Raw genomic sequence first — 26840 nt, 5'->3', positions numbered from 1 at the left:
ACTTGAGGAACTTGCAATGACGACTCGTCAGCCACTGTACAAATCGCTGTATTTCCAGGTGATCGTCGCGATCATCATCGGTATCGCGTTGGGGCACTTCTACCCTGACACCGCGGTAACCCTGAAGCCATTGGGCGACGGGTTCATCAAACTGATCAAAATGGTCATCGCCCCCATCATCTTCTGCACCGTGGTCAGCGGCATCGCCGGCATGGAAAGCATGAAGGCCGTGGGCAAGACCGGTGGCTACGCGCTGCTGTACTTCGAAATCGTCTCCACCATCGCCCTGCTGATCGGCCTGGTCGTGGTCAACGTGGTTGGCCCGGGCAACGGCATGCACATCGACCCCGCCACCCTGGACGCCTCCAAGGTCGCCACCTACGTGGCCGCCGGTAAAGACCAGAGCGTGATCGCGTTCTTCCTGAACATCATCCCCAACACCATCGTCGGTGCCTTCGCCACCGGTGACATCCTGCAAGTGCTGATGTTCGCCGTGCTGTTCGGTTTCGCCCTGCACCGCCTGGGCGCCTACGGCAAGCCGCTGCTGGACCTGATCGACCGCTTCGCCCACGTGATGTTCAACATCATCAGCATGATCATGAAGCTGGCGCCCCTGGGTGCGCTGGGTGCCATGGCCTTCACCATCGGCGCCTACGGCGTGAGCTCGCTGGTGCAACTGGGCCAGCTGATGATCTGCTTCTACATCACCTGCATCCTGTTCGTGCTGCTGGTGCTGGGCTCGATCGCGCGCTTCCACGGTTTCAGCATCCTGAAACTGGTGCGCTACATCCGTGAAGAGCTGCTGATCGTGCTGGGTACTTCCTCGTCGGAATCGGCCCTGCCACGCATGCTGGTGAAAATGGAGCGCCTGGGCGCGCAGAAGTCGGTGGTTGGCCTGGTGATTCCTACCGGCTACTCGTTCAACCTAGACGGCACCGCCATCTACCTGACCATGGCCGCGGTGTTCATCGCCCAGGCTACCGACACGCACATGGACCTGTTCCACCAGCTGACCCTGCTGGCCGTGCTGCTGATCTCTTCCAAGGGCGCAGCGGGCGTTACCGGTAGCGGCTTCATCGTGCTGGCCGCCACCCTGTCGGCCGTTGGCCACCTGCCGGTTGCCGGCCTTGCGCTGATTCTGGGTATCGACCGCTTCATGTCCGAAGCCCGCGCCCTGACCAACCTGGTCGGCAACGCCGTGGCCACCCTGGTGGTTGCCAAGTGGGTAGGCGAGCTGGATGAAGACACCATGAAAGCGCAGCTGGCCGCAGGCCCTACTGCCATCGAAGTGGCTGAAGCCCACGACGCCGTGGTAGTCGACGCCCCGCGTTAAGCGCTGGCGCAAACGAAAAAACCCATCTTCGGATGGGTTTTTTTATGCCTGCGGGTTATTCGACGCGGGTTTCGCCGGTGAACACCAGCGTATGCCGGCAACGCCTGCACAGGTACCGCCGGCCCTGGCGCACCAGGGTGTGGCGCTGGGCGCTGAACGGGAAGTCGCTGTCGGCGCAGGGGCAGCGGTAGATGTAGCGCGTCACCCGGCGGCGTTTCACCTCATAGGTGTGGCAGCGGTTGGGCGGCAGCTCGTACACGCCGCGCATGATCAGCTGCCATTCCTCGCCATGGGGCGCGATACGGTCGCCGAACAGCTGGTGCGCCACCAGGTGGGCCACCTCGTGGGGCACCGTCTGGCGCAGGAAGTCTTCGCTGTTCTCGCGGTACAGCTGCGGGTTGAAGCGCAGCAGGTTCTCGTGCAGGTGCGCGACGCCGGCTTTCTGGCCGCGCAGCTTGAAGCTCACCTGGGGGCGAATGAAGGAACGTTTGAAGAAGGCTTCGGCTTGCTGGAAACAGGATTCGACGCGGGAATTGAGTACTTCGGGCATGCTAGACGACACTCCATATGTGCCGATTATGCCGCAACCACACGGGCATGCCGAGCCGCCCGTCGCCGGGCGGCCAGCGCTGTTCAGTTGGTATAGACCGGGCCTACGCCCAGGCCCCAGATGATCACGGTGAACGCCATGATCGCCACCAGCACCACCAGGCCCACCGCCAGCACGGAGCTGGAAAACAGAAAACCTTCATCGGCATGGATATTCATGAAGGTCGGCAGCCCCACGTACAGCAGGTACACGGTGTAGCAGATGGCCGCAGTGCCCACCATCATGCCCAGCCACAAGTGTGGGTACAGCGCCGCCAGGCCACCAATGAACAGCGGGGTGGCGGTGTAGGTGGCGAAGGCGATGCAGCGCGCCAGGCTGGGGCTGGCGTCGTAGGTGCGGGCCATCCAATGAATGAACGCGCCCATCACCGCCACGCCGGCCAGCATGGCAACGTACGACATCACCGTCATCCAGATGGCGCTTTCCAGAGTGAGCATCACCGGCGCGCGGTTGCCGATCACCCAGCCCACCTGGGTGGTGCCGATGAACGCCGATATGGGCGGTATCGCCGCCAATATCAGGGTGTGAGTGAGGTACATGTGGCCGATGGATTCTTCCTCGCCACGGATCTGGTGCCATTCTTGATCGGGATGGGTGAACAACCCCACGACGTGATGGATCATGCCAGCTACTCCTACGGTAGTTACAGCTTCACACGGGAGTATAGGGCGCAGATGTCGGCAGTTTTAGAGCAAATCGCGCTCTAGAGGGCTGTTGTAATCACTTTGCAGTATTTGCCCGGATGGTGGGGTCAGTTGACCAGATACCGTACCCCCGCGCCGGCTTTACAGGTAAAATGCCCGGCTTTTCGTCTCACCACGCGGATTTCAAGCGCCATGGGCACCCTTTCGGTCAACCAGAACAAACTGCAGAAACGCCTTCGCCGGCTGGCGGGCGAAGCCGTCGCCGACTACAACATGATCGAGGACGGTGACAAGGTCATGGTCTGCCTGTCGGGCGGCAAGGACAGCTACACCATGCTCGACGTGCTGCTGCACCTGCGGAAGGTTGCGCCGATCAAGTTCGACATCGTCGCCGTGAACATGGATCAGAAGCAGCCAGGCTTCCCCGAGCACGTGCTGCCGGCCTACCTCAAAGAGCTGGGCGTGGAATACCACATCGTCGAGAAAGACACCTACTCGGTGGTGAAGGAGCTGATTCCAGAGGGCAAGACCACCTGCTCGCTGTGCTCGCGCCTGCGCCGTGGCACGCTGTACACCTTTGCCGACGAGATCGGCGCCACCAAGATGGCCCTGGGGCACCACCGCGACGACATCGTCGAGACCTTCTTCCTGAACATGTTCTTCAACGGCAGCATGAAGGCCATGCCACCCAAGCTGCGCGCCGACGACGGCCGCAACGTGGTGATTCGCCCGCTGGCGTACTGCAACGAGAAGGACATCCAGGCCTACTCGGACCTGAAACAGTTCCCGATCATCCCGTGCAACCTGTGCGGCTCGCAGGAAAACCTGCAGCGCCAGGTGGTCAAGGACATGCTGGTGGAGTGGGAGCGCAAGCACCCGGGGCGTACCGAGAGCATTTTCCGCGGCCTGCAGAACGTGGTGCCGTCGCAGCTGGCGGACCGCAACCTGTTTGATTTCGTCAACCTAGCGATTGATGAAAGCGCGCCTTCGCGGGTGTTGAATGTGGTGAACATCTGATTGTTTCAGTGGGAGCTGGCTTGCCAGCGAGCTTTTCGGGTGCCCCCAAAAACTCGCTGGCAAGCCAGCTCCCACAGATCAATGCGCTTTCAGCTCGATCACCCGGTTACGCCCGCCCTCGGCCAGCAGATACGTGTTGTCGCCCGTAGGCAGCAACTCCTGCGGCGCCCGCAGGTGCGACAGAATCACCTGCAGCTTACCATCCGGCGTGCGCAGCCACAGCCGCGCCAGGTGCGTCTGGTCTTCCACTATCCATAGCCCGCGCTTGTCGCACAGGATGAACGTGGGGTTGGTGATGCCGTCGACGTACACCGGGTCTTTACCCGATTCGTCGAACTGGCGGATCACGCCTTCCTTCTTCACCGTGTACAGCAGCTTGCCGCCCGGGCAGATCTCTACCGATTCGGTTTGCGCCAGCTTGTCGCGCAGCACGGTCAGCGAGCCGTCGGTGGCGTCGTAGCGCATCAGCCGGCCGTCGTCGTGGCGGTCCTCGATGGCGTACAGCTTGTACCCGTCAGCTTTCAGCCCCTGCACGTCACGGCCCATGAACAGCTGCGTGACCTTGCCGTCCTTGAGCAGCTGCACCGGCTTGTTGTCGAACTCCTGGCTGAAGGCGTGGCCGCCCAGGAACGGCGCCAGGCCGTCGGGCTTGGTCAGGCCGTCGACAATCAGCGTGCGGGTGCCGTCGGGGGCGATGCTGCTGAGGCGGCCCTTGTCGTCACGCAGTTCCTCGGTGACCAGCACGTTGGCGCCGTCCAGGCCCAGGCCGGCGGCCTTCTCGACGTTGTCGTAGACCAGCCGCGTGCTCCAGCCAGCGGCTGCCTGCACCGGCCAGTAGTGCTGCCAGGCAAGGAAACCTAACCCGCAGGCGACGGGAATACCCGCCAGTAACAACAGCGATTTGAGCTTCATCATTGTCCTTAATGGTTGACGGTATAGGCCAGCATCGCCGACAGCTGGCACATGGGCCGCCCGCTTTCGGCCTGCCACTGGTTGAACACTTCCTGCACCTTGGCCTGGTCGCGCTTGCTGCTGGGCACCTTGTCGACGATGCCCTGGGCGTTGAGCGCGGCCACCACGTCCCAAGTGGGAATGAAGGTGTCCTTGCCCACCATGCGCAGGAAGCGCGGCGCCGACAGGCCGCCCATCTGGTTGCCGTGCTTGGCCAGGTATTGCCACAGGCCGGTGATGTCGGTCACCGGCCAGTCGGCGATGAAGTCGCCGAAGCTCTTGTGCTCATGCTCGATGTCGAGGATCAGCTGGGCGTTGCGCGGCACGCTCTTGAGCTTGCCCAAGTGGCGAATGATGCGCGTGTCCTGCATCAGCCGCTCCAGGTGCTCGGCGCCCATCAGCACCACTTTTTCCGGGTCGAAGCCGAAGAACACCTGCTCGAAGGCGGGCCACTTGGCGTCCACCAGGCTGTGCTTGAGGCCGGCGCGGAACACCCGCAGGGCCATGGTCGACAGGTAGCGGTCAGCGGGGATCTTGCGCAGTTGCGCCGGGGTTTTCGCGTCGGGGAGATGGTCTTGCAGTGCTTGCGCCGAGCCGAAGCGGTTCAGGCAGTATTCGTGTAGCCACTTGTAGTCCTGCATTCACACCAGGCCCTCTCCGGCCAGTTTCCGATTCAATTGAAAGCGCCAGCGCACATACAACAGGGCGCTGGTGAACACCGCCAGGCTGGCGGCCATTTCCAGCAGGCCGAACAGCTGACGGTTGGGGTCGAAGGCGGCCAGGGCGCCCTTGATGAAGTACAGGTTGACCGCAAAGCAGGTCCACGAGTGCCCGCGCGGGCTGCCCAGCAGCATGCCTGGGGTGAGCAGCAGCAGCGGCACCAGTTCGATCAGCAGAATCACCCACGGGCGGGCGCCATGCAGGTCGGCCACCAGCAGGTAGTAGCCGCACAGCAGGGCCATGAAGCCCAGGAAGCACGCCAGGCTCAGCCAGCGCGCCGCCCGAACCCGGGGTTGCAGCCAGTCGACGCTGGGCAGCACCTTGGCGCGTTTAGCCACGCGCAGGTTCCAGTTTCTGCGCGATGCTGCCCAGGCGTTGGCCCAGGGCGCGGCACAGGGCTATCTCGTGCTCGTCCAGGGCGCGCTTGCTGTCGGCCCCGGCGTGGTGGCTGGCGCCGTAGGGCGTGCCGCCGCCGCGGGTGTCCAGCAGCGCCGATTCGCTGTAGGGAATACCGCTGATCAGCATGCCGTGGTGCAGCAGCGGCATCATCATCGACAGCAGGGTGGTTTCCTGGCCGCCGTGCAGGCTGGCGGTGGAGGTGAACACCGAGGCCGGCTTGCCCACCAGGGCGCCGCTCAGCCACAGGCTGCTGGTGCCGTCGAGGAAGTACTTGAGCGGCGCCGCCATGTTGCCGTAGCGGGTAGGGCTGCCCATGGCCAGGCCGGCGCAGTTCTTCAGGTCGTCGATGCTGGCGTACGGGGCGCCGTGCTCGGGGATGCTGGGGCCGGTGGCTTCGTGGTCGGCCGACACCGGCGGCACGGTGCGCAGGCGCGCCTCGATGCCGCTCAGTTCCACGCCCCGGGCGATGTGCTTGGCCATCTGCGCGGTGGCGCCACTGCGGCTGTAGAACAGCACCAGGATGTACGGTTGGGTCACGGCAGGATCTCCAGCACTTTCTCGGGCGGGCGGCCGATGGCGGCCTTGTCGCCGGCAATCAGGATGGGCCGTTCGATCAGGCGTGGGTGCTGCACCATGGCCGCGATCAACTGGTCTTCGCCCAAGGTGGCGTCGGCCAGGTTCAGGGCCTTGTATTCGTCTTCGCCGGTGCGCAGCAGGGCGCGCGCGTGCAGGCCCAGCTTGGCCAGCACGGCCTTGAGGGCGGCGGCGTCAGGCGGGGTTTCCAGGTATTTCAGCACGGTGGGTTCCAGGCCGCGGGCCTGCAGCAGTTCCAGCGCGGCACGGGACTTGGAGCAGCGCGGGTTGTGGTAAAGCGTCAGGTCGGTCATTTGCGGTCGCACCTTGAGTCAAGTGGGGGCTATTCTAACCGTGTGGCGGGCGGTGTCTAACCGCTCGCCGCCTTTTTGGCAGCACTTAAGGAAGGTAGCAATCATGGCATGGCGTGTGGCGGTGTGTCTGGCCCTGGTCCTGTTGAGCGGCTGCGGGGCGGACTATGGGGTGGACCAGAACGGCAAGCTGGTCAAGGCGCGGCAGTTGGCAGATCAATGGCTGGTGGTGAATTACTGGGCGGACTGGTGCGGCCCGTGCCGCAGCGAGGTGCCGCAGCTCAACGCGCTGGCCGAGCAGCTCAAGGGCAAGGGCGTGGCGGTGCTGGGGGTGAATTTCGATGGCTTGCACGGTGATGAGCTGAAGAAGGCGGCCCAGGAGCTGGGCATCAACTTCACGGTGCTGGCCGACGACCCGGCGCCCCGTTTCGACCTGCCGCAGAATGATGCGCTGCCCATTACCTACATCATCGATGCCAAGGGCAAGGTGCGCGAGCAGTTGGTGGGCGAGCAGACGGCGGCGGGTATCAGCGAGAAACTGGCGAAGTTGAAGAGTTCGTGAGGGCCCAGGACGCGGCCTTTGTGGGAGCTGGCTTGCCAGCGAGCCTTTAGGGCTTCAACAGCGGCAAGCCAGCTCCCACAAGGTCAGCCTTCGTCAGGCCACAAGCGCAGCGGCTTGCCTTCCTCGGACCAGAGGCGAATCTGGCCTTCCTTCGACACGCTCCAGCGCTGCACGCCGCCCAGGGCCTGCAGGAAGCGTTGTTCCTGCTCCATGGTGGCCGGGTCGCACAGGCGGCGGGTGCTGCCTACCGCGCCGAAGGTCAGGTGGTGGTGCGACAGCGTGTAGGGCGCGAACCAGTGGTTGCAGCCGGCGTTGCCGTAGGCGCGGCCGTCTTCGCCCAGGGTCAGGCTGATGTGGCTGTAGTCCATCAGCGGTTTGTCGCCGATCCACTCCAGGGTGTACGCCTGTTCCTGTTGCAGCTTGGGCCCGGACGCGCAGCCCGCGAGGGTGGCGGTCAGTGCCGCCAGCAGCAGGGCTTGTTTCACGGGCGCGACTCCTGGCATTTGCGGCACAGGTGCTTGTCGCCCTCGGTGCTCCAGCCCAATTCAGCAATGCGCGCCACGGCGGCAGGTTTCTGCGCCTTGGTGCCCAGCTTGGCGTCTACCGCGAACTCGAACTCAAGGTCGGCGTTGCAGGCGTCGCACTGCACGTGCCACTGGTGAATGGCCAGCTCGCCGAACACCGGGCCACGGGCAACGGCTACCCATTGCCCGGGCGGGTTGATCAGGTGGCGGACTTTTTCGATGGTCAGGCGCATGGACAGGGTCTTGCTGCCCTTGAGGGTCACCAGCAGAACGTCGTCGTTGTGAATCGAACCACCGTTGCCGGTGACCTGATAGCGGCCCGGCGCCAGGGCGCGGCATTCAATCAGGGTGTGGTGCGGGTTGAGCAGGCTGTAGCGAAAATCGTGTTCGACCATGGGTCCTCCAAATCTGCGCGACATGCTAGCACGGGCTGCGGGTCAAGCCTCGACCAGATTCTGCGGCGAGCCACGCCCCCAGTCGGAAATATTGGCCAGCGTGGTGCTGGCGATCGCCGCCAGGGCCTCGCGGGTCAGGAATGCCTGGTGCGCGGTGATGATCACGTTGGGGAAGGTCAGCAGGCGCGCCAGCACGTCATCCTGCAGGGGCAGGTCGGAACGGTCTTCGAAGAACAGCTGGGCTTCCTCTTCATACACGTCCAGGCCCAGGTAGCCCAGTTGGCCGCTTTTCAGCGCGTCGATCAGCGCCGGGGTGTCCACCAGCGCGCCCCGGCCGGTGTTGATGAGCATGGCGCCGGGCTGCAGGTTGGCCAGGCTGTGGGCGTTGATCAGGTGCTGGGTGCTGGCCGTCAGTGGGCAGTGCAGGCTGATGATCTGCGCCTGCGCCAGTACCTCGTCCAGCGGCAGGTAGCGCGCGCCCAGGGCCAGCACCGCGTCGTTGGGGTATGGGTCGTAGGCCAGCAACTGGCAGCCGAAGCCATGCATGATGCGCGCGAAGGCGGCGCCGATCTGGCCGGTGCCGACCACGCCCACGGTCTTGCCCACCAGGTCGAAGCCGGTCAGGCCGTGCAGGGTGAAGTCGCCGTCGCGGGTACGGTTGTAGGCGCGGTGCAGGTGGCGGTTCAGCGCCAGAATCAGCGCCACCGCGTGTTCGGCCACGGCGTGGGGCGAATAGGCTGGCACGCGCACCACGGCCAGGCCCAGGCGCCGGGCGCAGGCCAGGTCGACGTGGTTGTAGCCGGCCGAGCGCAGGGCTATCAGCTGTGTACCGCCGGCGGCCAGTTGTTCCAGCACCGGGGCGCGGAGGTCGTCGTTGATAAAGGCGCACACCACTTCGAAGCCGGCGGCCAGGGGCGCGGTGTCCGGGGTCAGGCGCGCGGGTTGGAAGTGCAGGTCGATATCGAGATCGCGAGGCACGGCCAGGAAGCTGTCCTGGTCGTAGTGCTGGCTGCTGAACAGGAGGGTGCGCATGGTCGGGCTTCCTTGGGAGTAGTGGCTACACGGCTATTCGGGCGTGCTCGGCCAGGCGCAGGATGGCCGCGTCCAGCTCATCCAGTGCCTCCTGCGCCTCGCCGTCGTTCTGTTTCAGCAGCGTCTCGCTGCGCTGGCACGCCGCGCGCAGTTGCGGCACGCCGCAGTAGCGGGTGGCGCCGTGCAGGCGGTGCACGCGTTCGATGGTCAGGGTGTGATTGGCGTCCTTGCGTGCCGCCTGGATGGCCTGGCGCTCTTCTTCCAGCGAGGCCAGCAGCATGGCCAGCATGTCGGCCGCCAGGTCTTCCTTGCCGGCGGCCAGGCGCAGCCCTTCGTCAGGGTCGAGCACGTGCAGCACGTCGTCTTCCTGCACCCATTCGCCGCGCTCGCTGGTGCGCGTGCGCAGCACCAGGCCGGTCCACTTCAGCACCACCTGGGCCAGCTGGCGGTCGCTGATGGGCTTGGTCAGGTAGTCGTCCATGCCGCTCTGCAGCAGGGCGCGCTTCTCGTTGGCCATGGCGTGGGCCGTCAGCGCCACGATAGGCAGCGCCGGGCCTGGTTGCGCGGCCTCCCACAGGCGGATTTTCTCGGTGGTCTCGCGGCCGTCCATGCCGGGCATCTGCACGTCCATCAGCACCAGGTCGAAACGCTCTTCCTGCACCGCACGCACGGCGCTGGCGCCGTTGTCCACGGCCAGCACTTCGGCGCCCAGGTCTTCGAGCAGGGTTTGCACCAGCAGCAGGTTGGCCGGGTTGTCGTCCACGCACAGCACCCGCGGCGCACGGTTGGTCAGTGGTTCGTTGTTGTCGTGGCTGTCGTTGCGCAGGCGCTTGGGGTTGATCAGGTCGCTGAGGCCGCGGCGCAGCTTGCGCGTGCAGGCAGGCTTGGGCTGCAGCTGGCTGTGCGGGTTGGGCACGGCGGCATGGAACAGCGTCTGTTCGGTGGTGGGGCACAGCACCAGCACGCGGCAGCCCGATTGCTCGACATCGCGCACCTGCTGCGCCAGGCGGTCGGGGCCGACGTCATAGCTGGTCAGGCCCAGCACGGCCAGGTCGATGGGCTGGCCGGCCAGGTGCGCGGCGTCGGCGGCGGTGATCAGTTTTTCCACCGACGGGAAGGTGGCCACCTTCAGGCCCAGGTCTTCAAGCTGGTGCTGCAGGGCCTGGCGCGCCAGTTCATGGTGTTCGACCACGGCAATGCTGCGGCCGTTGAGCGGCTCGCCGGGCAGGTCCTCGGCGTCGTCGCGAGCCTTGGGCAGGCGCAGGCTGATCCAGAACTCCGAGCCTTCGCCCGGGGTGCTGTCGACGCCGATCTCGCCGCCCATCTGTTCGATCAGGCGCTTGGAAATCACCAGGCCCAGGCCGGTGCCGCCGGGCTGGCGGCTGAGCGAGTTGTCGGCCTGGCTGAAGGCCTGGAACAGGGTGCGCACGTCCTGGTTGGAGAGGCCGATACCGGTGTCCTTGACGCTGATGCGCAGCTGCACGCCGTCGTCGTTTTCATCTTCAAGCATGGCGCGGGCGACGATGGTGCCTTCGCGGGTGAACTTGATGGCATTGCTGACAAGGTTGGTGAGGATCTGCTTGAGCCGCAGCGGGTCGCCGATCAGGGAAATGGGCGTGTCGCGGTACACCAGGCTCACCAGCTCCAGCTGCTTGGCGTGGGCGGCGGGGGCGAGGATGGTGAGGGTGTCCTGCAGCAGGTCGCGCAGGTTGAACGGAATGCTGTCGAGCACCAGCTTGCCGGCCTCGATCTTCGAGAAGTCGAGGATCTCGTTGATGATGCCCAGCAGGCTGTCGGCGGACTTCTCGATGGTGCCCAGGTAGTCGAGCTGGCGCGGCGTGAGGTCGCTTTTCTGCAGCAGGTGGGTGAAACCCAGGATGCCGTTGAGCGGGGTGCGGATCTCGTGGCTCATGTTGGCCAGGAATTCGGACTTGATGCGGCTGGCCTCCAGGGCCTCCTTGCGCGCCAGGTCCAGCTCGATGTTCTGGATCTCGATGGTCTCCAGGTTCTGGCGCACGTCTTCGGTGGCCTGGTCGACGCTGTGCTGCAGTTCTTCCTGGGCGCCCTGCAGGGTTTCGGCCATGCGGTTGATGCCGGCAGCCAGTTCGTCCAGCTCATGGCTGCCCAGCGCTGGCAGGCGCGCTTCCAGGTTGCCATCCTTGAGCTGCACCACGGTCTGCTTGATCTGGCTGATGGGGCCGTTGATGCCGCGGCTCATGCGCATGGCCAGCAGGCCCGTGGCCAGCAGCCCGCAGGCGATCAGCATGAGGCTGGCGAACAGCCCGCGGTACACCCGCAACAGCGTGCCGTCGTGGGACAGCTCCAGCTCTACCCAGCCCAGCAGCAGGTCGGACTCGGTGGGCACCACGTCGCCGGCCAGGTCACGGTGGTGGCCGAACACCGGCAGCAGGTAGCGGGTGGCGTCGTTGCCGCTGCGCAGCAGCAGGTGGGTGCTGTTGCCGATGGGCACCGGGTTGAGCATGCTCGGGCCGGCATGGGCCAACGGCGTGCGATCGGCGGCCAGGAACGACACCGCGCGCACGTCGGCCTGCTCCAGCGCCTGGGCGGCGATGCGCTCCAGCAGCGGCGCGTCGTTGCGCGCCATGCCGTGGGCCACCAGCGGCGCCAGCTGCTCGGCGATCATCTGCCCGCGGCGCAGCAGCTGCGCCTGCAGTTCGGCCTGCTGCATCCAGCTGAAGTAGCCGCCCAGCAGCACCGCCATCAAGGTGGCAGGCAGCAAGGCCAGCAACAGCACGCGGCCGCGGATCCCGAGTCGTTTCAACACGCCTGCTTCTCCCTTCAAGGCCTGGTGGTTTACCCGGGGAAAATACCTCGATAGCGCCACTTATGCACTTCATACGTGCCGTTATGTCGGGCAATGGTTGCCTAGAAGATGAAACATCCTGAATAATTCGTTATTGATAATCACTTCTAGATGCCAATGAATCCTGTAACCAGTTGTGTCGGCAACATCCTCGCCATCGAAGACGACCCGGTGCTGGGCGCCTATGTGCACGAGGAACTGGGCCGCTGCGGGTTCCAGGTGACCTGGTGCCAGAACGGCAATGACGGCCTGGCGCTGGCGCGGGGCGAAGGCTTCGACGTGGTGCTGATGGACATTCTGCTGCCGGGCATGAACGGCCTGGACGTGCTACAGCATTTGCGCGAGCACTCGGCCACGCCGGTGATTCTGATGTCGGCGCTGGGCGCCGAGGCCGACCGCATCACCGGCTTCCGCCGGGGGGCCGACGATTACCTGCCCAAGCCGTTCAGCGTCGACGAACTGCAGGCGCGGGTGGAAGCCATTCTGCGCCGCGTGGCGCTGGAACGGCGGCGCAGCCAGGCACCGCTGCAGCGCAGCGAGGGCGACGGCCTGCATTTCCACGACACGCTGTTCGACGTGACCTTCGGCGACAAGGCCGCAGGCCTCACCCGCAGCGAATTCCGCCTGCTGGACACCCTGAACCGCAGCGCCGACGAGGTGCTGACCAAGGCCTTCCTGTACCAGCATGTGCTGCAGCGCGGCTACGCCCAGCACGACCGCAGCCTGGACATGCACATCAGCCAGATCCGCCGCAAACTCAAGGCCGTGGGTTACCTGGCGCGCCAGGTGCGCACGGTGTGGGGCAAGGGCTACGTGTTCACCGCCAATGAAGAGGTCTGAAGTGCCGGGGCGTCAGTCACTGTTCTGGAAGCTGGTGGTGCTGCTGGTTGCGTTCTGCCTGCTGATGATCTGGCTGAGCTGGTCGTGGGGGCGCTACATGGAGACCCGGAACGCCTTCCTGTCGCGCGACGCCAAGGCGCTGCTGATTGACTACGCCGAGGATGCCGAACGGGCCTGGGAGCAGGGCGGCAGCGCTGGCGTAGACGCCTGGCTGGCGGCCATGGCGCGGCGCGAGAAGGGCTGGATGGGCGTGATCGGCCATGACCTGCAGCCGCTGGGCAGCCAGGCCCTGAGTGACGCCCAGGCGCAGCGCATGACCTTCCTGCGGGGCCTGGACTGGCCGGTGAGCCGCCGCAGCATGGGCCTGCCGTGGCTGCGCGTGCCATTCCCCGGCAACCCGCGGGCCGGCAGCCTGGTGATCGAGCTACCCGAGCGGCTGATGCCCGGCCGCTATGCGCTGCTGTGGCACCTGACCATCACCGGCATAATCCCCGGGGTGTTCACCTTTCTATTGTGCGTGGGCCTTTACCGCCTGCTGATTGCCCCACTGAACCGCCTGCGCGAACAGGCCAATGCCTGGCGCGCCGACCCGCTGCAGGGCCGCCTCAGTGCGCAGGCCACCGGCCGCGCCGATGAGCTGGGCGAGCTGGGCCGCGCCTTCGACCATATGGCCGAGCGCCTGCAAAGCACCGTGGCGCTGCAACGCCAGCTGCTGCGCGACCTGTCCCACGAACTGCGCACGCCCTTGAGCCGCCTGCGCGTGGCCGGCGACAGCGAGCAGGACTGCGCGCGCCTGCGCGACCGGGTGCAGCGCGAAGTGCAGGGCATGCAGCGGCTGGTGGACGATACCCTGCAGCTGGCCTGGCTGGACACCGAACGCAGCGCCCCGGCCCTGGAGCCGATTCAGGTGCAGGCGTTGTGGGACATGCTGGCCGAAAACGCCTGTTACGAAAGCGGCTGGCCCAGCAGCCAGTTGCACTGCGCGGTCAGTGCCGACTGTTGGGTGCAGGGCAATCTCAATGCGCTGGCCCAGGCGTTGGAAAACATCCTGCGCAACGCCATCCGCCATTCACCGCCGCGCGGCGTGGTCAGCCTGCATGGCCGCCGCGACGGCGACCAGTGGCTGCTGTGGCTGGACGACCAGGGCGGCGGCGTGGCCGAGCGTGACCTGGAACGCATCTTTCATCCGTTCATTCGCCTGGACGGCTCGCGCCCCGGCGACGGCGGTTTCGGCCTGGGCCTGAGCATCGCGCGTAACGCCCTGGCCCGCCAGGGCGGGGCTTTGTGGGCGCAGAACACCGGCGTGGGCCTGCGCCTGAACCTGCGCGTGCCCGCTGCTTATAGTTCAATGGAATAAGGCGCGCACTTTGCGTGATATGGCCTTGAAGCGTTTGCCGGTATGATAGGCGCCCCCGCAGTCCGGATTGCGAATACGCCATGACCCTGCAGTACCCAACCATCGCCGATTGCGTCGGCAACACGCCGCTGGTGCGCTTGCAGCGCCTGGCCGGTGAGACCAGCAATACCCTTTTGCTCAAGCTCGAAGGCAATAACCCGGCAGGTTCCGTGAAGGACCGCCCGGCGCTGTCGATGATCACCCGCGCCGAGGCGCGTGGCCAGATCCAGCCCGGCGACACCCTGATCGAGGCCACCTCCGGCAATACCGGTATCGCCCTGGCCATGGCGGCAGCAATCAAGGGCTACAAGATGATCCTGATCATGCCCGACAACTCCACCGCCGAACGCAAGGCGGCCATGACCGCCTACGGCGCCGAGTTGATCCTGGTGACCAAGGAGCAGGGCATGGAAGGTGCCCGTGACCTGGCCGAACGCATGCAGGCCGAAGGCCGCGGCAAGGTGCTGGACCAGTTCGCCAACGGCGACAACCCCGAGGCCCACTACGTGAGCACCGGCCCCGAGATCTGGCGGCAGACCAACGGCACCATTACCCATTTCGTCAGCTCCATGGGCACCACCGGTACCATCATGGGCGTGTCGCGCTACCTGAAAGAGCAGAACCCGGGCGTGCAGATCGTCGGCCTGCAACCCATGGAAGGCTCGGCCATCCCCGGCATTCGCCGCTGGCCCACCGAGTACCTGCCGAAAATCTACCAGGCTGACCGCGTCGACCGTATCGTCGACATGGCCCAGGCCGAAGCCGAAGACGTCACCCGCCGCCTGGCGCGCGAGGAAGGCATCTTCTGCGGCGTGTCCTCGGGCGGTGCCGTGGCGGCCATGCTGCGCCTGTCGCGGGAAGTGGAAAACGCCACCATCGTCGCGATCATCTGCGACCGGGGCGACCGCTACCTGTCCAGCGGCATTTTCGATGCGGCTAACTGATGGCTAAGAAGAACGTCGGCCTGCGCTTCCAGCCCACGGGCGGGCAGCGCGCCGTGCAGGTACCCACCGGCAAGAAACAGCGCCTGGACATCGAGCGCCTGAGCAACGACGGCCGCGGCATTGCCTTCCTGGAAGGCCGCACCTGGTTCGTGCTGGGCGCCCTTGCGGGCGAGCAGGTGGAAGCCCGTGTGCTCAACGCCCACGGCAAGGTAGTGGAAGCACGCACCGAAAAGGTGCTCAAGGCCAGCGCCATGCGCCGCCCCGCACCCTGCCGGCATGTGGACCGCTGCGGCGGCTGCAGCGTGCAACACGTGCCGCGCGAAGAGCAGCTGGCGCTGAAACAGCGCATGCTCGCCGAGCACCTGCAGCGTGCGGGCAACATCGCCCCGTTGCAATGGGATGCGCCCCTCACCGGGCCCGAATTCGCCTACCGCCGCCGCGCCCGCGTGGCCGTGCGCTGGGACATCAAGGCGCGCAAGCTGGACGTCGGTTTCCGCGCCGCTGCCAGCCAGGACATTGTCACCATCGCCGATTGCCCGGTGCTGGTACAGCCCTTGCAACCCATCATGAGCGGCCTGCCTGCAGCGCTGGCCGGCTTGAGCAAACCCCAGGCCATCGGCCATGTGGAGCTGTTCGCCGGCACCGCGTTGTGCGTACTGGTGCGCCACACCCAGGCGTTGCCCGAAGCCGACCTGCAAGCCCTGCTGGCGTTCTGCGCCGAGCACGGCGCGCAGCTGTGGCTGCAAGGCGAAGGCGCGCCGCAACCGGTGGATACCAACGCCACGCTGGGCTTTGCCCTGGCGCCGTGGGACCTGACCCTGGCGTACCGCCCCGGCGATTTCGTGCAGGTGAACGAAGGGGTCAATACCGCGATGATCGAACAGGCCCTGGCCTGGCTCGACCCGCAACCTCAGGAGCGCGTACTGGATCTATTCTGTGGTTTGGGCAACTTTGCCCTGCCGCTGGCCACGCGGGTGGCCGAGGTGGTGGCGGTGGAAGGCGTGCAGGCCATGGTGGACCGCGCGCAAGCCAACGCCCTGAGCAACAAGCTGCATAACGTGAAGGTTTTTCAGGCCGATTTGTCCCAGCCGCTGGCCGGGGCCGAATGGGCCGCCGACGGTTTTTCTGCGGTACTCTTGGACCCACCGCGCGACGGTGCTTTCGAGGTGGTCAGGAACCTGCCGGCATTGGGTGCCAAGCGATTGGTGTATGTGTCCTGCAACCCGGCAACTTTGGCCCGCGACGCGGTCGAATTGATCAAGCAGGGCTACCGGTTAAAACGTGCCGCAATCCTCGATATGTTCCCCCAGACAGCGCATGTCGAGGCGATGGCGTTATTTGAAGCGGACCAGGAAGGTCCGTCTAATCCGACTGGTGCTTGAAAGCAAGTCCTTCGCCGGCCCAGCGAAGGTCAAAGCCAGCGATCTGTTGATGCGTTAGCAACGTGTCATAGGGAAGGTAAACAAGATGGTACAGGTGAGAGCACACCAGCCGATCAACACTGACGGCAGTATCAATCTCGATGCATGGCTGGACCACATTGTCAGTGTCGACCTGGCACTGGACCGTGAGGCCCTGAAAGCGGCGTGTGAATTCGCCCTGCAGGCCGAGCAGCAAGGCAACATGGCCAAGCACTCCTGGGCCGACGGCACGTCGTGTTTCCAGGCGGGCCTGGAAATTGCCGAAATTCTCGCCGACCTCAAGCTGGACCAGGACACCCTGGTGGCCGCGGTCATCTACCGCGCCGTGCGTGAAGGCCGGGTAACCCTGGCCGAGGTGGGCGAGCGCTTCGGCGCCGTGGTCACCAAGCTGATCGACGGCGTGCTGCGCATGGCCGCCATCAGCGCCAGCCTCAGCCCGCGCCAGTCGCTGGTGCTGGGCAGCCAGGGGCAGGTGGAAAACCTGCGCAAGATGCTCGTCGCCATGGTCGACGACGTGCGCGTGGCGCTGATCAAGCTGGCCGAGCGTACCTGCGCCATCCGCGCAGTGAAGAACGCCGACGAGGAGAAGCGCAACCGCGTCGCCCGCGAGGTGTTCGACATCTACGCGCCGCTGGCCCACCGCCTGGGCATCGGCCACATCAAGTGGGAGCTGGAGGACCTGTCCTTCCGCTACCTTGAGCCCGACCAGTACAAACAGATCGCCAAGCTGCTGCACGAGCGTCGGCTGGACCGCGAGCGCTTCATCAGCGACGTGATGACCCAGCTGCAGAACGAGCTGCTGGCCACCGGCGTCAAGGCCGACATCAGCGGCCGTGCCAAGCACATCTACTCCATCTGGCGCAAAATGCAGCGCAAGGGCCTGGAGTTCAGCCAGATCTACGACGTGCGCGCAGTGCGCGTGCTGGTGCCCGAAATGCGCGACTGCTACACCGCGCTGGGCATCGTCCACACCCTGTGGCGGCATATCCCCAAGGAGTTCGACGACTACATCGCCAACCCCAAGGAGAACGGCTACCGTTCGCTGCACACGGCCGTGATCGGCCCCGAGGGCAAGGTGCTGGAAGTGCAGATCCGCACCCACGCCATGCACGAGGAAGCCGAGCTGGGCGTGTGTGCGCACTGGCGCTACAAGGGCACCGACGTCAAGTCCGGCTCCAACCACTACGAAGAGAAGATCTCGTGGCTGCGCCAGGTGCTGGAATGGCACGAGGAACTGGGCGACATCGGCGGCCTGGCCGAGCAGCTGCGCGTGGACATCGAGCCTGACCGCGTCTACGTGTTCACCCCCGACGGCCACGCCATCGACCTGCCCAAGGGCGCCACGCCGCTGGACTTCGCCTACCGGGTGCACACCGAGATCGGCCACAACTGCCGTGGCGCCAAGATCAACGGGCGCATCGTGCCGCTCAACTACAGCCTGCAGACCGGCGAGCAGGTGGAGATCATCACCAGCAAGCACGGCACGCCGAGCCGTGACTGGCTGAACTCCAACCTGGGCTACGTGACCACCTCGCGCGCCCGGGCGAAGATCGTGCACTGGTTCAAGCTGCAGGCCCGCGACCAGAACGTGGCAGCCGGCAAGACCCTGCTGGAGCGCGAACTCAGCCGCCTGGGCCTGCCACAGGTGGACTTCGAACAGTTGGCCGAAAAGGCCAACCACAAGACTGCCGAGGACATGTTCGCCGCCCTGGGTGCCGGCGACCTGCGCCTGGCACACCTGGTCAATTCGGCCCAGCAGCTGGTGGAGCCGGAGCGCGGCAACGAGCAGCTGGAACTGATACCGCGCAAGTCCAGCACCGGTTACAAGCCGGGCAAGCGTGGCGACATCCAGATCCAGGGCGTGGGCAACCTGATGACGCAGATGGCCGGCTGCTGCCAGCCGCTGCCGGGCGACGCCATCGTCGGCTACATCACCCAGGGCCGCGGCGTGAGCATCCACCGCCAGGACTGCGCCTCGGTGCTGCAGCTGGCCGGCCGCGAGCCGGAGCGCATCATCCAGGTCAGTTGGGGGCCGGTGCCGGTGCTCACCTACCCGGTGGACATCATCATCCGTGCTTACGACCGTTCCGGCCTGCTGCGTGACGTCTCCCAGGTGCTGCTCAACGAGCGCATCAACGTGCTGGCGGTGAACACCCGCTCGAACAAGGAAGACAACACCGCGCTGATGTCGCTGACCATCGAGATTCCCGGCCTGGACGCCCTGGGCCGCCTGCTGGGGCGTATCTCGCAGCTGCCGAACATCATCGAGACCCGCCGCAACCGTACCCCATGAGTTACGATCCTGACACTGAACCTGTCAGGGTTTGAGAACACCTGTGGGAGCTGGCGTGCCCGCGCGCGGTTTGGGGCCCCCACAACGACCAGGGCACCCCCCGCCCCCCCGGGCAGGTTGACAACACGTGGGGGTGGTGGCTGCCCCGGGAGTTTGGGCGCCCCCTAAAAGCTCGCGGGCAAGCCAGCTCCCACAGGGCATGTACCGAGGCTGATTGATGTACTCACTTGAAGACCTGCTACACCTCATGGCCCGCCTGCGCGACCCGCAATACGGTTGCCCATGGGACATCAAGCAGACCTACGCCACCATCGTGCCCTACACCCTGGAGGAGGCCTACGAGGTCGCCGACGCCATCGAGCGCAGCGATTTCGAGCACCTGCAGGGCGAGCTCGGCGACCTGCTGTTCCAGGTGGTGTATTACAGCCAGCTGGCGCGCGAGGAAGGGCGGTTCGAGTTTGACGGGGTCGTCGACAGCATCACCCGCAAGCTGATCCGCCGCCACCCCCACGTGTTCCCCACCGGTGACCTCTACGCGCCCCTGGACACCCCGCGCCTGAGCGAGGAGCAGGTCAAGCACCGCTGGGAGGAGATCAAGGCCCAGGAGCGCGCCGAGAAGGCTTCCGCGCCTGAACAGTTGTCGTTGCTCGATGACGTGCCCCACGCCTTGCCGGCCCTGGCCCGTTCGGCCAAGCTGCAGAAGCGCGCCGCCGGTGTCGGTTTCGACTGGCCGGCTGCCTTGCCGGTGCTGGACAAGGTGCGCGAGGAACTGGACGAGGTGCTGGAAGCCATGGCCGGCGACGACCAGGCGGCAGTGGCCGAAGAGGTCGGCGACCTGCTGTTCAGCGTGGTCAACCTGGCACGGCACCTCAAGGTCGACCCGGAAAACGCGCTGCGTGGCGCCAATGGCAAATTCGAGCGACGCTTCCGTTTTATCGAACAGGCATTGCGCGACACCCACCGTCCCATTGAAGATTGCACCCTGGAACAGTTGGACGCCCTGTGGGGCGAAGCCAAACGTCAGGAAAAGAACCTGCCCAGCTGTGGCTGAGCCCGTTGCATAAGTGAGCCCGTACATGAGCATCTCTCTTCGTGACCAATTGCTGAAAGCCGGTCTGGTCAACCAGAAACAGGTCAAGCAAGTCAGCAAGAACCAGCAGAAACAGAAACGCCTGGAGCAGAAAGGCCAGGTCGAGGTCGACGACAGCCAGCAGCGCCTGGCCCAGGAAGCGATGGCCGAGAAGGTCAAGCGCGACCAGGAGCTGAACCGCCAGCAGCAGGAAAAGGCCGAGCAGAAGGCCCGTGCTGCCCAGGTGAAGCAGCTGATCGAGGTGTCCCGCCTGCCCAAGCTGAACACCGAGGACTACTACAACTTCGTCGACGACAAGAAGGTCAAGCGCCTGTCGGTGAACGCCCTGATGCGTGCCAAGCTGAGTTCCGGCTCCCTGGCCATCGTGCACCACGCCGGTGGTTACGAAGTGATCCCGCGCGAGGCGGCGCTGAAGATCCAGGAGCGCGCCCCCGAGCGTATCGTGCTGCTCAATGTGGTGACCGAAGAGCCGGACGCGGATGACCCGTACGCCGCCTACGTCATCCCGGATGACCTGATGTGGTAAGCCACGCCAGATAAACAAAACCCCGCCGAGGCGGGGTTTTTTGTTTAAGGCAGGAAAGTCGAATATTTGTTACTGCCCGGAGCGCTGCGCTTCCAGGTTTTCCAGCTCGGCCTTATAGCTGTGGGCGTCGTTCTCGTTGTGGAACATGCCGACCAGCAGGTCTTGTTGGTAAACGTCCCAGATACGGATGCCAGCGGCGAGGCCTTCGTGGGACATATGTGAATCGTCGCGTTCGGTTACTTTAACAGTCATTTGAAAGCTCCAATTTCTCAAGTTCTGCAGCAAGGCTCTGCAGGACTCTTTTATAGAATTTGTTAGCTTCCTAAGTAAACAGCTGATTTTTGCAACGGATATTTGCAGAAAACGGGCAAATGCCTGAAAGCCCCGTGCTTGGCGGCCTGCGGCGGTTTGTCGCACCCGGTACGGGGTACATGAAAGTATCTTCATATTGCTTCATGGAACAAAAAAAGCCCCGCAAAGGCGGGGCTTCTGGTAATCGGGGGGGACGTTATTCGTCGTCGCCCATGCCCGATTGCAGGTAGTTTTCCAGGCTGACCTTGTCGATCAGGCCCAGCTGGGTTTCCAGCCAGTCGATGTGCTCTTCCTGGTCTTCCAGGATGTCTTCGAGCATTTCGCGGCTACCGAAGTCGCCGGCGGTTTCGCAGTGGGCAATGGCGGCCTTGATGTCGCCGTGGGCCTTGCGCTCGATCTTCAGGTCGCATTCCAGCATTTCGCGGGTGTGCTCGCCGATCAGGATCTTGCCCAGCTCCTGCAGGTTGGGAATGCCTTCCAGGAAGAGGATACGCTTGATCAGCTTGTCAGCGTCCTTCATTGCCTGGATGGATTCCTTGTACTCGTACTTGCCCAGCTTGTTCAGGCCCCAATCTTCGTACATGCGCGCGTGCAGGAAGTATTGGTTGATGGCGATGAGCTCGTTCCCGAGGATCTTGTTGAGATGCTGGATGACGCTGATATCGCCTTTCATGGTGGGGTCCTGTCCTGGTTGTGGGGTGCCAATAACAGGAAGTTTGAGCCCGACAACTTCTGCTGTCAAACCTAAGTTATTGAATAATATATGAAAATTAATCGGAATAAGAATGTTTGAGTTCTGCATCCAGCGCGTAACTACTTGAATTACGGACATAAAAAAACCGGACACAGGGTCCGGTTCTTCGAAATTCGTTGTTTCAGGCGGCGGTAAATTCTACCGGGTAGGGCAGGGCGGCCTGGGTGGCTTGCAGTTCGGTGAGGGTTTCACGTACCACCTGCTTGGCCAGGCACGCGCATTTACCGCATTGTGAGGCCACACCCAAGGTCTGGCGGACGTCCTTGTAGCTGCAGCATCCTTCATAGATCGCGTCACGGATCTGACCGTCGGTCACACCTTGGCAGAGGCAAACATACATAGGGGTACACACCGTCGCTGTGTCGTCTTGATGCGGTGAGACTAATCGTAATGAGAATGCTTGTCAAAACAACTTCGCTCTATATTCGTGAGGGTCGATGAGCGGTTGTTTCAGGGAGGTTGGAAGGGTAATGGAAATGTGGGAGCTGGCTTGCCAGCGAGCTTTTCAGGTGCAAAAAACTCGCTGGCAAGCCAGCTCCCACAATGATCACAAGGTGATCAGGCAGGCGCAATCAATGATCGAAGTCTTCCCAGCCGCCCATTTCCTTCCAGCGGTTGACGATGCCGCAGAACAGCTCGGCAGTCTTCTCGGTGTCGTAGCGCGCCGAGTGCGCCTCGCGGCCATCGAAGTCGATGTCGGCAGCCTGGCAGGCTTTGGCCAGCACGGTCTGGCCGTAGGCAAGGCCCGCCAGCGTGGCGGTGTCGAAGCTGGAGAAGGGGTGGAACGGGTTGCGCTTGAGGTCATTGCGCGCCACGGCGGCATTGAGGAAGCCCAGGTCGAAGCTGGCGTTGTGGCCAACCAGCACTGCGCGCTTGCAGCCGTTGGACTTCAGCGACTTGCGGATGCTGCGGAAGATTTCCGTCAGCGCCGACTCCTCGCTGACCGCCATGCGCAGCGGGTGGTCCAGCTTGATGCCGGTGAACTCCAGCGCGGCGGCCTCGATGTTGGCACCCTCGAACGGCTCCACCCGGAAGAACAGGGTGTGCTCGGGGTACAGGAAGCCCATATCGTCCATGCCGATGATGGTCGCGGCAATCTCCAGCAAGGCATCGGTGGCGCTGTTGAAGCCACCGGTCTCGACATCGACCACTACCGGCAGGTAACCGCGAAAACGCGCCGCCATGGGGTGGCGCGAGGCGCTGCTGCCGGTGTCCAGGTCTTCGTCGAATTGGTCTTCACTCACGCGTTTTGCTCCAGCAGGCGCCAGCGCAGTTTTTCACCGGCGCGCAGCGGGATGACGGACAGCTCGCCGAACGGCAAGGTGGCCGGGGCAGTCCACTCTTCGCGGACCAGGGTGATGCGGTCGGTGTTCACCGGCAGGCCGTAGAACGCCGGGCCAAACAGGCTGGCGAAACCTTCCAGCTTGTCCAGCGCATTGCGCTGCTCGAACGCCTCGGCGTACATCTCGATGGCGGCGTAGGCGGTGTAGCAGCCGGCGCAACCGCAGGCATTTTCCTTGGCGTGCTGGGCGTGGGGCGCCGAGTCGGTGCCCAGGAAGAACTTCGGGCTGCCGCTGGTGGCCGCGTCCAGCAGCGCCACCTGGTGGGTGTTGCGCTTGAGGATCGGCAGGCAATAGAAGTGCGGGCGAATGCCGCCCACCAGCATGTGGTTGCGGTTGTACAGCAGGTGGTGCGCGGTGATGGTCGCGGCAACGTTGGCCGAGGCCTCGTTGACGAACTGCACGGCGTCGGCGGTGGTGATGTGCTCGAACACCACTTTCAGCGTCGGGAAGCGTTCCACCACACGGCGCATGTGCTCGTCGATGAACTGCTTCTCGCGGTCGAACACGTCGACTTCGCCACGGGTCACTTCACCGTGCACCAGCAGCAGCATGCCCACTTCGGCCATGGCTTCGAGCACCGGGAAAATCTTGTCGATGCTGGTCACGCCCGAATCGGAGTTGGTGGTGGCCCCGGCCGGGTACAGCTTGGCGGCGTGCACGAAGCCGCTGGCCTTGGCGGCGCGGATCTCGTCGGGGGTGGTCAGGTCGGTGAGGTAAAGCACCATCAACGGCTGGAACTGGCTGCCGGCCGGGCGTGCGGCGAGGATGCGCTGACGGTAGGCGTCGGCTTCCTGGGCGTTGCGCACGGGTGGGACCAGGTTGGGCATGATGATCGCGCGGCCAAAGGTGCGCGCGACGTCGCCGACGGTGTGGGGCAGCACAGCGCCATCGCGAAGATGGATGTGCCAGTCATCGGGACGCAGGAGGGTCAGGCGGTCGGACATTGGGGGGGTTCCAGGCGGTTCGAACTCGGGGGAATGCTACCGCAAATGGCCTCGGCAGGCACTCGCTATCAAGTTTTGCCGACGACGTCCGATAGCCCGGGGGTATGTGGTACAAATCTGTGGAGCCTCCCGTGCGCCAGCGTTATCTAGCCCTGTTCAGTATCTTCGCCAGCCTGCCCGCCATGGCTATCACTTTCCAGACCCGCCTGGAGAACGTCGAGTGGAAGGTCGAGGGCGACCAGTTCGAATGCCGTCTTGTCCAGCCGATCGCCGACTTCGGTTCGGGCGAGTTCGTCCAGCGCGCGGGCGAGGGGGCTGTATTCAGCCTCAAATCCGGCAGTCTGCTGCTGGGCCGTGGCTCGGCCACCTTGTTGGCGGCGGCCGCGCCGTGGCAGCCGGGGCGTGGCGACATCAACCTGGGCTCGGTGCGCATGGGCGAGCGCGGCACCCTGTTCAGCAGCTCCCAAGGCCAGGCCAGCCGCTTGATCGGTGGGTTGATGGAAGGCCGCAGCACGGTCATCCGCACCTTCTCCGGCACCACCGGAAGGCCTACCGAAGTGCGCGTGCTGCCGGTGCGCTTCAGCCAGGGCTACAGTGACTTCCAGGCCTGCACCAGCAAGCTGCTGCCGATGAACTTCGACCAGGTCAGCCGCACCCAGGTGGGCTTCCCGGGTGGCGGCGCCGACCTGGACGCCGCCGACAAGCGCCGCCTGGATACCATTCTTGCCTATATGAAAGCCGACCCGTCGGTGAACCATGTGGAGCTGGACGGCCACTCCGACAACAGCGGCAACCGCCTCACCAATCGTGACATGTCGCGCCGCCGCGCACTGGCGGTACTGGACTACCTGAAAGCTGCGGGTGTGCCGGAGTCCGACATGGTCATGCGCTTCCACGGCGAGCAGTTCCCGGTGGCGCCCAACACCAGCGCCGCCAACCGCGCGCTGAACCGCCGGGTGAACATCCAGTTGTCGCGGGTGGCGATGGCCGACAAGCCAGCGGTGCCGCCCGAGGCGGTGCAGCAGGCGCCTGTGCCAAGCTCGCAGCAGGCCCCGGCCCAGCCAGGCCCGGCGCAACCGAAGCCGCCAGCGCAACTTTAAGGGTCGCTGAAGCGAAAGTTATTGTCGCTTCATCGTCATTTGCTGTCGCGCCTCTGTAATTCTGCGGGTTTGAACGGTAGACTAATCGGCTTTCCGTACAACCCCGTGGAGTGATGGCATGGCGGACGTAAACAAGGTCGTTCTGGCGTATTCCGGCGGCCTGGACACTTCGGTGATCCTCAAGTGGCTGCAGGACACATATAACTGCGAAGTGGTGACCTTCACCGCTGACCTGGGTCAGGGCGAAGAGGTAGAGCCTGCACGTGCCAAGGCGCAAGCCATGGGCGTGAAGGAAATCTACATCGACGACCTGCGCGAAGAATTCGTGCGTGACTTCGTGTTCCCGATGTTCCGCGCCAACACCGTCTATGAAGGCGAGTACCTGCTGGGTACCTCCATCGCCCGTCCGCTGATCGCCAAGCGCCTGATCGAGATCGCCAACGAAACTGGCGCCGACGCCATTTCCCACGGCGCTACCGGCAAGGGCAACGACCAGGTGCGTTTCGAGCTGGGTGCCTACGCCCTCAAGCCAGGCGTGAAAGTGATCGCCCCTTGGCGTGAATGGGACCTGCTGTCGCGCGAGAAGCTGATGGACTACGCCGAGAAGCACGCGATCCCGATCGAGCGTCACGGCAAGAAGAAGTCCCCGTACTCGATGGACGCCAACCTGCTGCACATCTCCTATGAAGGCGGCGTGCTGGAAGACACCTGGACCGAGCACGAAGAAGACATGTGGCGCTGGACCGTCTCGCCAGAGAACGCTCCAGACACCGCCCAGTACCTGGAACTGACCTACCGCAACGGTGACATCGTTGCGCTGGACGGCGTAGAGATGAGCCCGGCCACTGTCCTGGCCACCCTGAACAAGATCGGCGGCGCCCACGGCATCGGCCGTCTGGACATCGTCGAGAACCGTTACGTGGGCATGAAGTCCCGTGGCTGCTACGAAACCCCAGGCGGCACCATCATGCTGCGCGCCCACCGTGCCATCGAGTCCATCACCCTGGACCGCGAAGTCGCTCACCTGAAAGACGAGCTGATGGCCAAGTACGCCAGCCTGATCTACACCGGCTACTGGTGGAGCCCTGAGCGCCTGATGCTGCAACAGATGATCGACGCCTCCCAGGTCAACGTGAACGGCGTGGTCCGCCTGAAACTGTACAAGGGCAACGTCATCGTCACCGGCCGCAAGTCCGACGACTCGCTGTTCGACGCCAACATCGCCACCTTCGAAGAAGACGGCGGCGCGTACAACCAGGCCGACGCGGCGGGCTTCATCAAGCTCAACGCCCTGCGCATGCGCATTGCTGCCAACAAGGGTCGCAAGCTGTTCTGATTGCCCCCTGGCTGCACCCGAAAGCCCCGGCATTGCCGGGGCTTTTGCGTTTCTGGGCAAAGTGTTTCATGCCGGCGCCGCAGCCTGGCGGGCGGGCAGGCTGCTGAGCCGGCGGGTGAGGGTGGTGAGTGCGGCTTCATCCAGGTCGTAGGCGCTGATGGTGCACTCGGCACTGTGCTCGAAGGCCTTGCCCAGCAGGTGCCCCAGTAGCACATTCACCGGGCTGCGCAGTTGTTGCAGCCGGTACAGCATGATCAGGTGGCGTTCGGCCGGGGCCTTGGGCCGCAGGATCTCATTGATCATCTCGTCCAGGTCCTGCTCGTTGGCGAAGTGGCTGTAGTCCAGGATGTACAGCGCCCTGAACTCTTCGCTGCGGCGCTGGCGCAGGGTGGGGACGTCACGGGGTGGGGGCGCCTGCGCAGGGGTTACCTTGGGGGGCTCGGTGGCGGGAGGTGGGCCGGCTTGCGTAGCAGGCAACGGAGCTGGCTTGGCCTGTGTTGGCTGGCCCTTGGCTATTTCAAGGAAATCGTTCTCGTTGCGGAAGTCCGACGGGGAATAAAGCACTTTGTAATTGAAATTCAATGTTACAAAGAATAGCAGAGTCAGGAAAGGCGGAAAGCCGATAAGGAACCAGGTATACAGGTCC

At 64.4% G+C, this 26840-nt stretch carries 29 protein-coding genes; 12 read left to right on the top strand and 17 right to left on the bottom strand.

Annotated elements, in window-relative coordinates:
* Window positions 1-16 precede the first annotated feature (16 nt).
* The gene (locus tag AC0SZ7_RS11855) at window positions 17-1333 is read left to right on the top strand and encodes a dicarboxylate/amino acid:cation symporter (protein WP_475504565.1); all 1317 of its coding nucleotides are present in this window, start codon (window positions 17-19) and stop codon (window positions 1331-1333) included.
* Between the two features lie 55 nt (window positions 1334-1388).
* On the opposite strand, the gene AC0SZ7_RS11850 is transcribed toward AC0SZ7_RS11855, so the two are convergent.
* Together AC0SZ7_RS11850 and AC0SZ7_RS11845 are read right to left on the bottom strand one after the other, a co-directional pair.
* On the bottom strand, window positions 1389-1883 hold the full coding sequence (locus AC0SZ7_RS11850) for a SprT family zinc-dependent metalloprotease (protein WP_475504564.1): 495 nt from the start codon (window positions 1881-1883) through the stop codon (window positions 1389-1391).
* An 83-nt stretch (window positions 1884-1966) separates the two neighbouring features.
* Window positions 1967-2566, bottom strand: coding sequence for a Yip1 family protein (locus AC0SZ7_RS11845; protein ID WP_475504563.1), 600 nt, complete (start codon window positions 2564-2566; stop codon window positions 1967-1969).
* Between the two features lie 213 nt (window positions 2567-2779).
* Here AC0SZ7_RS11845 and ttcA point away from each other — a divergent pair, with 213 nt between their 5' ends.
* A complete protein-coding gene (gene ttcA, locus AC0SZ7_RS11840; RefSeq protein ID WP_475504562.1) occupies window positions 2780-3604 on the top strand; it encodes a tRNA 2-thiocytidine(32) synthetase TtcA in 825 nt (274 codons plus the stop codon).
* Window positions 3605-3682: 78 nt separating this feature from the next.
* Here the strand turns inward: ttcA and AC0SZ7_RS11835 are convergent, their stop codons facing one another.
* The 5 genes from AC0SZ7_RS11835 to arsC are packed head-to-tail and all read right to left on the bottom strand — an operon-like array spanning window position 3683 to window position 6561.
* Window positions 3683-4516, bottom strand: coding sequence for an SMP-30/gluconolactonase/LRE family protein (locus AC0SZ7_RS11835; protein WP_475504561.1), 834 nt, complete (start codon window positions 4514-4516; stop codon window positions 3683-3685).
* Window positions 4517-4524: 8 nt separating this feature from the next.
* Entirely contained in the window at window positions 4525-5196 is a 672-nt protein-coding gene (locus AC0SZ7_RS11830; protein ID WP_416426423.1) for a DNA-3-methyladenine glycosylase I, read from the bottom strand.
* Complete coding sequence (locus AC0SZ7_RS11825; protein ID WP_475504560.1) at window positions 5197-5613, bottom strand: DUF2069 domain-containing protein; 417 nt, start codon at window positions 5611-5613, stop codon at window positions 5197-5199. It lies immediately after the preceding gene.
* Window positions 5606-6211: an NAD(P)H:quinone oxidoreductase gene (wrbA, locus tag AC0SZ7_RS11820; protein ID WP_475504559.1), complete on the bottom strand. Its 606-nt coding sequence runs from the start codon at window positions 6209-6211 to the stop codon at window positions 5606-5608. Before wrbA ends, AC0SZ7_RS11825 begins: the two co-directional genes overlap by 8 nt.
* On the bottom strand, window positions 6208-6561 hold the full coding sequence (gene arsC / locus AC0SZ7_RS11815; RefSeq protein WP_475504558.1) for an arsenate reductase (glutaredoxin): 354 nt from the start codon (window positions 6559-6561) through the stop codon (window positions 6208-6210). Before arsC ends, wrbA begins: the two co-directional genes overlap by 4 nt.
* A gap of 103 nt (window positions 6562-6664) precedes the next feature.
* On the opposite strand from arsC, the gene AC0SZ7_RS11810 reads away from it, so the two are divergent.
* Complete coding sequence (locus AC0SZ7_RS11810) at window positions 6665-7120, top strand: TlpA disulfide reductase family protein (RefSeq protein ID WP_475504557.1); 456 nt, start codon at window positions 6665-6667, stop codon at window positions 7118-7120.
* An 83-nt stretch (window positions 7121-7203) separates the two neighbouring features.
* On the opposite strand, the gene AC0SZ7_RS11805 is transcribed toward AC0SZ7_RS11810, so the two are convergent.
* The 4 genes from AC0SZ7_RS11805 to AC0SZ7_RS11790 are packed head-to-tail and all read right to left on the bottom strand — an operon-like array spanning window position 7204 to window position 11856.
* Window positions 7204-7623, bottom strand: coding sequence for an META domain-containing protein (locus tag AC0SZ7_RS11805; protein WP_475504556.1), 420 nt, complete (start codon window positions 7621-7623; stop codon window positions 7204-7206).
* On the bottom strand, window positions 7602-8039 hold the full coding sequence (locus AC0SZ7_RS11800; protein WP_475504555.1) for a hypothetical protein: 438 nt from the start codon (window positions 8037-8039) through the stop codon (window positions 7602-7604). Before AC0SZ7_RS11800 ends, AC0SZ7_RS11805 begins: the two co-directional genes overlap by 22 nt.
* A 42-nt stretch (window positions 8040-8081) precedes the next feature.
* Entirely contained in the window at window positions 8082-9071 is a 990-nt protein-coding gene (locus AC0SZ7_RS11795) for a 2-hydroxyacid dehydrogenase (RefSeq protein ID WP_475504554.1), read from the bottom strand.
* A 25-nt stretch (window positions 9072-9096) separates the two neighbouring features.
* Window positions 9097-11856: a response regulator gene (locus AC0SZ7_RS11790; RefSeq protein WP_475504553.1), complete on the bottom strand. Its 2760-nt coding sequence runs from the start codon at window positions 11854-11856 to the stop codon at window positions 9097-9099.
* Window positions 11857-12012: 156 nt separating this feature from the next.
* Here AC0SZ7_RS11790 and AC0SZ7_RS11785 point away from each other — a divergent pair, with 156 nt between their 5' ends.
* The 7 genes from AC0SZ7_RS11785 (at window position 12013) to AC0SZ7_RS11755 (ending at window position 20405) form a co-directional block, all read left to right on the top strand.
* Window positions 12013-12735 carry a response regulator transcription factor gene (locus tag AC0SZ7_RS11785; RefSeq protein ID WP_475504552.1) on the top strand — a complete coding sequence of 241 codons (723 nt, stop codon included), beginning with the start codon at window positions 12013-12015 and terminating at the stop codon, window positions 12733-12735.
* Entirely contained in the window at window positions 12722-14092 is a 1371-nt protein-coding gene (locus AC0SZ7_RS11780) for a sensor histidine kinase (protein ID WP_475504551.1), read from the top strand. Before AC0SZ7_RS11785 ends, AC0SZ7_RS11780 begins: the two co-directional genes overlap by 14 nt.
* Before the next feature lie 80 nt (window positions 14093-14172).
* Window positions 14173-15075: a cysteine synthase CysM gene (cysM, locus tag AC0SZ7_RS11775; RefSeq protein WP_475504550.1), complete on the top strand. Its 903-nt coding sequence runs from the start codon at window positions 14173-14175 to the stop codon at window positions 15073-15075.
* Window positions 15075-16457, top strand: coding sequence for a 23S rRNA (uracil(1939)-C(5))-methyltransferase RlmD (rlmD, locus tag AC0SZ7_RS11770; RefSeq protein WP_475504549.1), 1383 nt, complete (start codon window positions 15075-15077; stop codon window positions 16455-16457). Before cysM ends, rlmD begins: the two co-directional genes overlap by 1 nt.
* Before the next feature lie 85 nt (window positions 16458-16542).
* Window positions 16543-18789, top strand: coding sequence for a GTP diphosphokinase (gene relA / locus AC0SZ7_RS11765; protein WP_416426401.1), 2247 nt, complete (start codon window positions 16543-16545; stop codon window positions 18787-18789).
* Window positions 18790-19006: 217 nt separating this feature from the next.
* Window positions 19007-19840, top strand: coding sequence for a nucleoside triphosphate pyrophosphohydrolase (mazG, locus tag AC0SZ7_RS11760; protein ID WP_475504548.1), 834 nt, complete (start codon window positions 19007-19009; stop codon window positions 19838-19840).
* A 25-nt stretch (window positions 19841-19865) separates the two neighbouring features.
* Entirely contained in the window at window positions 19866-20405 is a 540-nt protein-coding gene (locus AC0SZ7_RS11755; protein WP_475504547.1) for a DUF2058 domain-containing protein, read from the top strand.
* 69 nt (window positions 20406-20474) lie between these two features.
* On the opposite strand, the gene AC0SZ7_RS11750 is transcribed toward AC0SZ7_RS11755, so the two are convergent.
* From AC0SZ7_RS11750 to pyrC, 5 genes are all read right to left on the bottom strand, one after another.
* Window positions 20475-20657: a hypothetical protein gene (locus tag AC0SZ7_RS11750; RefSeq protein ID WP_475504546.1), complete on the bottom strand. Its 183-nt coding sequence runs from the start codon at window positions 20655-20657 to the stop codon at window positions 20475-20477.
* Between the two features lie 256 nt (window positions 20658-20913).
* The gene (gene bfr, locus AC0SZ7_RS11745) at window positions 20914-21390 is read right to left on the bottom strand and encodes a bacterioferritin (protein ID WP_475504545.1); all 477 of its coding nucleotides are present in this window, start codon (window positions 21388-21390) and stop codon (window positions 20914-20916) included.
* A 202-nt stretch (window positions 21391-21592) separates the two neighbouring features.
* Window positions 21593-21811 (bottom strand): bacterioferritin-associated ferredoxin, encoded by a 219-nt coding sequence (locus tag AC0SZ7_RS11740; RefSeq protein ID WP_008365903.1) that lies wholly within the window; start codon window positions 21809-21811, stop codon window positions 21593-21595.
* 232 nt (window positions 21812-22043) lie between these two features.
* Window positions 22044-22715: a ribonuclease T gene (rnt, locus tag AC0SZ7_RS11735; protein ID WP_475504544.1), complete on the bottom strand. Its 672-nt coding sequence runs from the start codon at window positions 22713-22715 to the stop codon at window positions 22044-22046.
* Window positions 22712-23758, bottom strand: a complete 1047-nt coding sequence (gene pyrC / locus AC0SZ7_RS11730) for a dihydroorotase (RefSeq protein WP_475504543.1) — start codon at window positions 23756-23758, stop codon at window positions 22712-22714. Before pyrC ends, rnt begins: the two co-directional genes overlap by 4 nt.
* Before the next feature lie 131 nt (window positions 23759-23889).
* On the opposite strand from pyrC, the gene AC0SZ7_RS11725 reads away from it, so the two are divergent.
* Together AC0SZ7_RS11725 and AC0SZ7_RS11720 are read left to right on the top strand one after the other, a co-directional pair.
* Window positions 23890-24858 (top strand): flagellar protein MotY, encoded by a 969-nt coding sequence (locus AC0SZ7_RS11725; protein ID WP_475504542.1) that lies wholly within the window; start codon window positions 23890-23892, stop codon window positions 24856-24858.
* Window positions 24859-24976: 118 nt separating this feature from the next.
* The gene (locus AC0SZ7_RS11720) at window positions 24977-26194 is read left to right on the top strand and encodes an argininosuccinate synthase (RefSeq protein ID WP_455924394.1); all 1218 of its coding nucleotides are present in this window, start codon (window positions 24977-24979) and stop codon (window positions 26192-26194) included.
* 66 nt (window positions 26195-26260) lie between these two features.
* On the opposite strand, the gene AC0SZ7_RS11715 is transcribed toward AC0SZ7_RS11720, so the two are convergent.
* Window positions 26261-26758 carry a hypothetical protein gene (locus AC0SZ7_RS11715; protein ID WP_475504541.1) on the bottom strand — a complete coding sequence of 166 codons (498 nt, stop codon included), beginning with the start codon at window positions 26756-26758 and terminating at the stop codon, window positions 26261-26263.
* Window positions 26759-26840: the final 82 nt, after the last annotated feature.

It is taken from the genome of Pseudomonas sp. JC1203 (assembly GCF_056175065.1).
The sequence above is the reverse complement of the archived record's forward strand: the minus strand, read 5'-3'. Positions and strand labels throughout refer to the sequence as shown.

Bases quoted from the DNA above. Each gene is read 5' to 3' on its own strand.
- AC0SZ7_RS11855 (WP_475504565.1), top strand. From the start codon at position 17: ATGACGACTCGTCAGCCACTGTACAAATCGCTGTATTTCCAGGTGATC.
- AC0SZ7_RS11850 (WP_475504564.1), bottom strand. From the start codon at position 1,883: ATGCCCGAAGTACTCAATTCCCGCGTCGAATCCTGTTTCCAGCAAGCC.
- AC0SZ7_RS11845 (WP_475504563.1), bottom strand. From the start codon at position 2,566: ATGATCCATCACGTCGTGGGGTTGTTCACCCATCCCGATCAAGAATGG.
- ttcA (WP_475504562.1), top strand. From the start codon at position 2,780: ATGGGCACCCTTTCGGTCAACCAGAACAAACTGCAGAAACGCCTTCGC.
- AC0SZ7_RS11835 (WP_475504561.1), bottom strand. From the start codon at position 4,516: ATGAAGCTCAAATCGCTGTTGTTACTGGCGGGTATTCCCGTCGCCTGC.
- AC0SZ7_RS11830 (WP_416426423.1), bottom strand. From the start codon at position 5,196: ATGCAGGACTACAAGTGGCTACACGAATACTGCCTGAACCGCTTCGGC.
- arsC (WP_475504558.1), bottom strand. From the start codon at position 6,561: ATGACCGACCTGACGCTTTACCACAACCCGCGCTGCTCCAAGTCCCGT.
- AC0SZ7_RS11810 (WP_475504557.1), top strand. From the start codon at position 6,665: ATGGCATGGCGTGTGGCGGTGTGTCTGGCCCTGGTCCTGTTGAGCGGC.
- AC0SZ7_RS11805 (WP_475504556.1), bottom strand. From the start codon at position 7,623: ATGCCAGGAGTCGCGCCCGTGAAACAAGCCCTGCTGCTGGCGGCACTG.
- AC0SZ7_RS11800 (WP_475504555.1), bottom strand. From the start codon at position 8,039: ATGGTCGAACACGATTTTCGCTACAGCCTGCTCAACCCGCACCACACC.
- AC0SZ7_RS11795 (WP_475504554.1), bottom strand. From the start codon at position 9,071: ATGCGCACCCTCCTGTTCAGCAGCCAGCACTACGACCAGGACAGCTTC.
- AC0SZ7_RS11785 (WP_475504552.1), top strand. From the start codon at position 12,013: ATGAATCCTGTAACCAGTTGTGTCGGCAACATCCTCGCCATCGAAGAC.
- AC0SZ7_RS11780 (WP_475504551.1), top strand. From the start codon at position 12,722: ATGAAGAGGTCTGAAGTGCCGGGGCGTCAGTCACTGTTCTGGAAGCTG.
- cysM (WP_475504550.1), top strand. From the start codon at position 14,173: ATGACCCTGCAGTACCCAACCATCGCCGATTGCGTCGGCAACACGCCG.
- rlmD (WP_475504549.1), top strand. From the start codon at position 15,075: ATGGCTAAGAAGAACGTCGGCCTGCGCTTCCAGCCCACGGGCGGGCAG.
- relA (WP_416426401.1), top strand. From the start codon at position 16,543: ATGGTACAGGTGAGAGCACACCAGCCGATCAACACTGACGGCAGTATC.
- mazG (WP_475504548.1), top strand. From the start codon at position 19,007: ATGTACTCACTTGAAGACCTGCTACACCTCATGGCCCGCCTGCGCGAC.
- AC0SZ7_RS11755 (WP_475504547.1), top strand. From the start codon at position 19,866: ATGAGCATCTCTCTTCGTGACCAATTGCTGAAAGCCGGTCTGGTCAAC.
- AC0SZ7_RS11750 (WP_475504546.1), bottom strand. From the start codon at position 20,657: ATGACTGTTAAAGTAACCGAACGCGACGATTCACATATGTCCCACGAA.
- bfr (WP_475504545.1), bottom strand. From the start codon at position 21,390: ATGAAAGGCGATATCAGCGTCATCCAGCATCTCAACAAGATCCTCGGG.
- AC0SZ7_RS11740 (WP_008365903.1), bottom strand. From the start codon at position 21,811: ATGTATGTTTGCCTCTGCCAAGGTGTGACCGACGGTCAGATCCGTGAC.
- pyrC (WP_475504543.1), bottom strand. From the start codon at position 23,758: ATGTCCGACCGCCTGACCCTCCTGCGTCCCGATGACTGGCACATCCAT.
- AC0SZ7_RS11720 (WP_455924394.1), top strand. From the start codon at position 24,977: ATGGCGGACGTAAACAAGGTCGTTCTGGCGTATTCCGGCGGCCTGGAC.